At 50.2% G+C, this 7,046-nt stretch carries 7 protein-coding genes; 1 reads left to right on the top strand and 6 read right to left on the bottom strand.

Going from position 1 to position 7,046, the window contains the following annotated elements:
• Positions 1-26: 26 nt before the first annotated feature.
• On the top strand, positions 27-1,160 hold the full coding sequence (locus tag FBQ85_24055) for a TonB-dependent receptor (GenBank protein MDL1878207.1): 1,134 nt from the start codon (positions 27-29) through the stop codon (positions 1,158-1,160).
• 180 nt (positions 1,161-1,340) lie between these two features.
• Here FBQ85_24055 and FBQ85_24050 read toward each other — a convergent pair whose 3' ends face one another.
• From FBQ85_24050 to FBQ85_24025, 6 genes are all read right to left on the bottom strand, one after another.
• Positions 1,341-2,207, bottom strand: coding sequence for an acyltransferase (locus FBQ85_24050; protein ID MDL1878206.1), 867 nt, complete (start codon positions 2,205-2,207; stop codon positions 1,341-1,343).
• Between the two features lie 159 nt (positions 2,208-2,366).
• The gene (locus FBQ85_24045) at positions 2,367-3,074 is read right to left on the bottom strand and encodes a Uma2 family endonuclease (protein ID MDL1878205.1); all 708 of its coding nucleotides are present in this window, start codon (positions 3,072-3,074) and stop codon (positions 2,367-2,369) included.
• Positions 3,075-3,087: 13 nt separating this feature from the next.
• Positions 3,088-3,669: a DinB family protein gene (locus FBQ85_24040; protein ID MDL1878204.1), complete on the bottom strand. Its 582-nt coding sequence runs from the start codon at positions 3,667-3,669 to the stop codon at positions 3,088-3,090.
• A 16-nt stretch (positions 3,670-3,685) separates the two neighbouring features.
• Positions 3,686-4,981 (bottom strand): NAD-dependent dihydropyrimidine dehydrogenase subunit PreA, encoded by a 1,296-nt coding sequence (gene preA / locus FBQ85_24035; protein ID MDL1878203.1) that lies wholly within the window; start codon positions 4,979-4,981, stop codon positions 3,686-3,688.
• 19 nt (positions 4,982-5,000) lie between these two features.
• On the bottom strand, positions 5,001-6,767 hold the full coding sequence (locus FBQ85_24030; GenBank protein MDL1878202.1) for a chromosome segregation protein SMC: 1,767 nt from the start codon (positions 6,765-6,767) through the stop codon (positions 5,001-5,003).
• 16 nt (positions 6,768-6,783) lie between these two features.
• Positions 6,784-7,046: hypothetical protein (locus tag FBQ85_24025; GenBank protein ID MDL1878201.1), on the bottom strand; the 263-nt coding region annotated here is incomplete at its 5' end.

The following is a 7,046-nucleotide window of genomic DNA, read 5'->3' as shown; positions in this document are numbered from 1 at the left end:
CAATTTTTGAAAAAGAACATGAAAATTTGCCAAACTACAGTTATATCAACTTGAATGATCCGGCCTTCACCAACGTCATGTGGACGGTGGGCAAAAACACCGTGCTGAGCCAGCTCGTACCACAATTTCAGCAATTACTCGCGTCGCAGGGTGTGCCAGCCTCGGCGATTCAAGCCCTGACACAGCAGTTCGTTGGTATCGTGCCGGCGCAGGTGAATGCACAGAATATCATGCGAACCATCAATCCAACCACGCGGCAATCCACCGTGGTACAAAATGTGGTTAACATCAGCCAGATCAAAGAGACGACGACGCAATCCTTTGAGTTGGGCTACAAAGGCATTATCAATGAGAAGCTGGTGGTAGGCTTTGATGTTTATCATACGCGCATCAAAGATTTCGTCGGCCCGCTGAAGAACGAAACGCCCAACGTCTTTCTTGATCCCGCGACGTTGGGCGCAAGTTTGGGTCAACAATTTGGCGTGGCATTGAGCAATCCCAACAATGCCCAGCTTGCCGCCATTCTGCTCGCACTGGACAGCCCCGCGCTTCCGTACGGCGGTAATGGCAACGGCACACCGGTGGACGAATTGGCCACTATTTTCGCCAGCGGCGCGGCTCAGCTTCCCTACGGCACCGTGACGCCGCAAGAGGCCTATGATCCTACCGCGATCATTCTGACCTATCGCAACTTCGGCGACATCAGCCTTAACGGCATGGATATGAATTTGACTTACTATGCCTCGCCGAAGTGGGTGTTTGCCGGCAACTATTCGTTCGTGACGAAGAATGGGTTTAACCTTTTCAAAAAGCCCAATCGCGTGGTTTATCGCAACCTCGACGGCGTTGCCGACATCGCGCTCAATGCGCCAGGCAACAAAGCGGCGTTGTCGATTCAATATCGCGCGCCCAAACGTGGTTATGACGTGGAATTGCGCGGCCGCTACGTCGAAGGCTTCCCCATGGATTCCGGCGCATTCGTCGGTGAAGTGCAAACCTATTCTGTGTTTGACTTCAACTTCGGCTATGATCTGCCGTTTGCAGCCGGCACGCGCTGGTCGGTGAATGTTCAAAATATTCTCGACAAGGAGCACAAAGAGTTCATCGGCGCGCCCGTGCTTGGCCGTTTGATTTTGAGCCGGTTGACGTATACGTTTTAAGTGTAAGCGCTTTCGGTTGCTTCGCTTGGCCAAAACGTAAAACGGCAAAAACAAAAAGCCCTGCGCGTCAATTCTCTGACGCCCAGGGCTTTTGTTTTTGAAATTGTCAAAAATCAGATAAGACGTCAAAACTCGGCCAGCACATTTAACCGCATTTCAATTACAACCGCATAACCTCGTCTATTCCAACAACGCACCGTAGCTCTCCGGCCTGCGATCACGGAAGAACTGCCACACGTTGCGGACTTCACGAATTTTGTCGAGATCGAGATCGGCCACCACAACTTCGTCCTGATCGCGGCTGCCTTGCACGAGAATCTGTCCGCGCGGATCGCAGAAGTAACTCTGCCCATAAAACTCCCCGATGCACCACGGTTTCTCCACCCCCACACGATTGATCGCGCCCACGAAATATTGATTCGCGACCGCATGCGCGGGCTGTTCGAGCTTCCACAAATATTCAGAAAGTCCCGCAACCGTTGCCGAAGGATTGAAAACGATCTCCGCGCCGTTGAGGCCAAGCGCGCGCGCGCCTTCAGGAAAATGGCGATCGTAGCAAATATAAACGCCGATGCGTCCGAACGTGGTTTGAAAAACCGGGTAGCCGAGATTGCCGGGCTTGAAATAAAATTTCTCCCAAAAACCCGGGTGGCAATGCGGAATGTGGTGTTTGCGGTACTTGCCGAGATAATTGCCGCGCTCGTCGATCACCGCGGCCGTGTTGTAGAACACGCCCGTCATTTCTTCTTCGTAAATCGGCACGACGATCACCATTTGATGCTTCTTCGCCAACTCTTGCATGAGTTTGATCGTCGGCCCCTCGGGAATGCGTTCTGCCGTCTCGTACCACTTGGTTTGTTCTTCGGCGCAAAAATACGGGCCGTAAAAAATTTCCTGCAAACAGAGCACTTGCACGCCTTTGCTCGCAGCTTGTTCGATGAGCGTGACGTGCTTGTCAATCATAGCTTTCTTGATCTTGTCGAGAGGAGAATCAATTGGTGCAGCAAGTGAGGCTTGAATCAAACCGCCACGAACGATGCGGGGCACGGGACACCTCCGGTTTTCAAGTTCAGATGTTTTGGGGAATCAAATTTGGAATAAGACTGCAAGCGCCAACGCAAGATTCAAAGCACGCAATAAAAACTTTTCCGTGCATGATCCGGAGGGGACGCCCAAAGCTGTGCGGCGGGAATCCTGAGCAGAGTTCTATCCGCGCAGCTTGGCCAATTCTTCCCGCAAGCGGGCGACCTCTGCCTCCGCCGCTTCGCGTTGCGCTGACTCGCGAGCAGCTTTAGCTTCGGCCTCATTGCGCGCTGCTTCAGCCTCCTCCGGCGTGAGCAAACGCGTACCGGTTTCGGAATCATAGAGGCGAAGCGTGCCGCCTTCTTCGCGCAACTCCAGCCCCAAAGCCGGGCTCAACAAATTTGTTCCCGTCATCGGCGCATACTCGCCTTCAACGAGCTGATAGCCGCGCAACGCGGGCTGCAAGGTTTCATGCAAAGGATCGAAGAGGTAGTATTCTTTTACGCCCAGCGTGGCATAGATGTAACGCTTCTCGCCGAGGTCTTTTGCTTTCGTTTCGGCAGAGATCAACTCGATCACAACGTCCGGCGCCTTGCCTTCGTCTTCCAGTTTGTAGAGGCGGCGCTCTTTTTTCTCGATGCCGAAAACAACAAGAATATCCGGCGACACGTTTTTACGGTGGCCTTGTTCATCGCGATAATAGAGAAAAATATTCCCGCTGACATAAACATCGTGGCGCTCGCGGAAATACTGCTTCAGCGCATGTCGCAAAGCAGTCAAAAGATTGATATGAACGTCAGTTTCAGCCAAAGGCCTCCCATCCGATTCTGGAAGATGCTCCTTCCGATAAGAACGTCGCCGCGGCAACGATTGTACATTTGGCAATGCCATAGTATTACCTCATTCAGTTTTTTATGCCAAGCAAATAATCGCCGATAACGTGCGTCGCGGCATCCCAGTTGTTGTGCGGCGAGGGCCATTCGCGATCTTGCGCGCGACGGAGATAAATAATCTGCGCGAGATGATAAAGATAATGCTGCGCCATGTGAATCACTGCCACACCGAGTTTTTCTTTGTCCTTGCCATCGAGTGACGTGCGTTCGAGGTGCAACTCCTCGTCGCTCGCGCATGCAGTTACCACTTCTTTGACTTGCTGCTGAATCCTTTGCATGTTCTCCGCCAACTCTTCACGCGTGCCGGATTTTGCGTCACTCACGACCGGCGTGATGCCGAGGCGTTTCAAGAACCACGCATCCACCCGCACCAGATGCCGGCAAATCTCGCCAATGCTGCGCGACTCCGGGCCAGCTTTCCAATTCAGTTGCTCAACCGGAATATTTTCCAATACGGCAAACAACGGCTTGCAACTGCTCTCAAAAACTTCCAACGTCATTTGAATACGTGCCCTGCTCATTGCGTTTTGCACTCCAATATTTTTGCTGCCGCAGCGGGGATTTTCGATCTTCGATCTACTATCCACGATCATCTATCTTCACTCACTCTCACACATGCACAGGCGGCTGAATCGGCGCGATCTTGCCTTCCGCTAAGAGTTTTTGATACTGCTTCCACGACATCTCCGGCTTGCCGTTGGTTTGATCGATCATCGTGATGCAACCTTCCACCGGACAAACAATGCTGCACATGTTGCAGCCAACGCACTTTTCTTCAATCACTTCGTAGTGATTCGAGCCGTTTTGCTGCGTCATGCGAATGCTCTGGTGGCAGCCGTCTTCGCAGGCGATGTAGCACAAGCCGCAATGAATGCACGTTTCCTGATTGATGTTGGCCTTGATCGCATAGTTGAGATCGAGATCGCCCCAATCCGCGACGTGATGGAGAGACTTGCCGATGAAGTCCGTCGTCTTTGCAAAACCCTTTTCGCGCATCCAATTTTCCATGCCCTCGATCATGCCTTCCACGATGCGAAAGCCGTAATGCATTACCGCGGTGCAGACTTGCACGCTCGTCGCGCCCAGCAACATGAACTCCGTGGCATCGCTCCAACTCTGAATGCCGCCAATGCCGCTGATCGGCACGCGCCGCGGCATTTCTGCGTCCGCAGCGACGGAATGCACCATATTGAGCGCAATGGGCTTCACCGCTGGGCCGCAATAGCCGCCATGCGAGGTGAGATTGCGTACTGCCGGCCGCGGCACAAACGTGTCGAGATCGATGCTCGTAATCGAGTTGATGGTGTTGATCATCGACAAGGCATCTGCGCCGCCGCGCACCGCCGCGCGCGCGATGTAACGAATATCCGTTATGTTCGGCGTGAGTTTGATCATCACCGGCGTGGTCGCCACCTCCTTCACCCATTCGGTGATTTGGCAGGCATAGTCGGGAACTTGTCCAACCGCAGAGCCCATGCCGCGCTCGCTCATGCCGTGCGGGCAGCCAAAGTTGAGCTCGAGACCATCGCAGCCGGTGTCTTCCGTGCGTTTGACTACTTCGTGCCACGCCTCGCGTTTTGATTCGACCATGAGCGAGACGATGAGCGCGTTGTTGGGATAACGTTTTTTAATGTCGCGAATTTCGCGGAGATTTTCCTCGAGCGAGCGGTCAGTGATAAGCTCGATGTTGTTCAAGCCCATCACTTTTTGATTGGCATAATGCACCGCGGAATAACGGCTGCTCACATTGACGATGGTCTCGCCAATGGTTTTCCAAACAGCGCCGCCCCAACCTGCATCAAACGCGCGCGCAACTTGATAACCGCTGTTCGTCGGCGGCGCGGACGCGAGCCAGAAGGGATTGGGCGATTTGATACCGCAGAAAGTTATGGACAAATCGGGCATGGTGGCACCTCGGTAAAATTTACTTAAGCATTGCTATTCTTTGTGATAGCCGTCGTACTTGTTGCTCAAGCTTGTCAAAAAAACGATGAATATCTTCATGAACTTCGTCTGGTTTCATCATACTTCCAAGAATCTCACGTTTTAATTCCAGACGAGGATCAAGATTTCTCAAGCGTTGAAAAAGTGAGTTTTTATTCTCAAATAGGAGCTTTTTTCCGTCAACTACCGAAAAAATATTTGCCGTCAAATTTTTCCATGTCTTGCCTGGAGGCAAAGTCAAATTCTCGTCAGAAAAAAACTGAACAATCAAATTCTTTATAGGTTGCGCAAAGAGATCGTCACCCGCAGTCAAATTCGTAAGATGCAAAGCTGCTCGAATCCATAGATCCGGAATTAATAAGTAGTTTTCAATGTTCTTACGTTGCCATTCGTATAATACGTCATTATCAACTGTAGGATGAAAAGCATTTTCAGCGTCGTCGAAATCGAACAAGATTATTCTTATCACTTGCGGAATAATCTGTTTTACCCCAGAAAAATGGCGGTCAGCATAATCCCTCATGTCCTGTTTGGAGCCGCCTCGTAAAAAATGGAAGCAAACCCTACGTAAAGTCTCCTCTTGGCTCAAGACGGGTGCCCAGGCTCGAAGCAGACGCTCGTCTGTTTCACCTTCTACATAAAGGACAGTCGGAAAATCCCTTAATTGAGCTATTTCAATATTCGCCACGTCGGCCATGGCAGTGATTATTTCAGGAGTGGACTGAACTCGTCGTGGAGTTTTATCTTGATACAGAAACGAGTATATCTGACTCACATCTACACCTCGAATAAACTCCTCCGCATGCGTAGCAATCAAGAATTGAGTATTGCGTTCGGAAGATTTGTTTTTGAAATACTGGAAATAATCCAAAATTTCCCTCTGCAAATTCACATGAAGATGTGCGTCCGGTTCATCCAGTAAGATGGTCGTGGGTTTATATCCGAATAGAAATGCCAGCAAAGTTAGAGTTTGATGGAAACCACTTCCGCCAGAGATGATATCATATGATCTATCTTCCTGTTTATAATCACATATTATTTTTGTGTCAACACCATGTTCATACTTTGGCTGCTGTAAATCTACTGAAAACCATCTTTTCACGATCGTCTGAATCTCGCTCCAATCGTCAGGATATTTTTCCCAGACTCTCAGCAGCAAATTTCTTAGTACTCTTCCAGGTTGGGCTTTTCCAACTTGCTGACGCATTGGGCCATCATCTCTCCATTCTTCCACATCCTCCAAGCCGGAAAAAGGAGGTACATATACAATTGTTGGAAGCAAAGATGGTTTGCTCTTCTTAACGTCTCCAGCTAATTCACGAAAACGTCCCCACCCTTCGGAAGGAATTGCATAAATAGCTTGAGGCGAATTATAGCGTAATTTAATTGAAAAAGTTAATTCCTCTCTTGTGGCCGTTTGCCATGTAACTTCGATCTCGATCAAAATAAATTCCTGCCTTTTCTTGCCATTAGTCTCAGGATAACGGCGTTCAGTTCTTTCCGTCCAAAGCAAGTTGAATTCTGGTACAGGTAGTGCCGTAAAATTTGGCAATACTACTTGCATGCCGGTGCTGCCGCTTCGCTTAGTACGTGAAAATGAATCAATACAAAACTGCCAAATTGCTAAAGCTTGAAGGACAGTACTCTTACCGCTATTGTTACGACCTACGAGAAGATCAAAATGTGAAAATTCGTAGGATTGATCCTTTATACTCTTGAAATTTCTTAGGGTAACTTTCGTGATCATCACATAATCCTGAGAATTATGATTCAAACAGATAGTTTTTGATCCCCCGCGCCGCCACCTTCCCCATCTCCACCGCATCGACGACTTCGCCGCCGCCGTTGACGCAATCACCGCCGGCGAACAGGCCTTGTACGGAAGTCGCGCCCGTGTTTGCATCGATCACGACTTTCTTACCTTGCACAGCCAGATTGGGAATGGTCTTGTAAAGATCATACAGCGGATCCTGTCCGAGCGCAGCAACGACCATGTCGCAGGGCAGTGTATGTTCCGAGCCGGCAA

This window comes from Cytophagia bacterium CHB2, assembly GCA_030263535.1.
Lineage (GTDB): Bacteria > Zhuqueibacterota > Zhuqueibacteria > Zhuqueibacterales > Zhuqueibacteraceae > Coneutiohabitans.
The sequence above is the reverse complement of the archived record's forward strand: the minus strand, read 5'-3'. Positions and strand labels throughout refer to the sequence as shown.

What these genes read in the sequence shown, in the direction of transcription:
- FBQ85_24045 (MDL1878205.1), bottom strand. Translation starts at nt 3,074, where the DNA reads ATGGCATTGCCAAATGTACAATCGTTGCCGCGGCGACGTTCTTATCGG.
- FBQ85_24040 (MDL1878204.1), bottom strand. Translation starts at nt 3,669, where the DNA reads ATGATCGTGGATAGTAGATCGAAGATCGAAAATCCCCGCTGCGGCAGC.
- preA (MDL1878203.1), bottom strand. Translation starts at nt 4,981, where the DNA reads ATGCCCGATTTGTCCATAACTTTCTGCGGTATCAAATCGCCCAATCCC.
- FBQ85_24030 (MDL1878202.1), bottom strand. Translation starts at nt 6,767, where the DNA reads ATGATCACGAAAGTTACCCTAAGAAATTTCAAGAGTATAAAGGATCAA.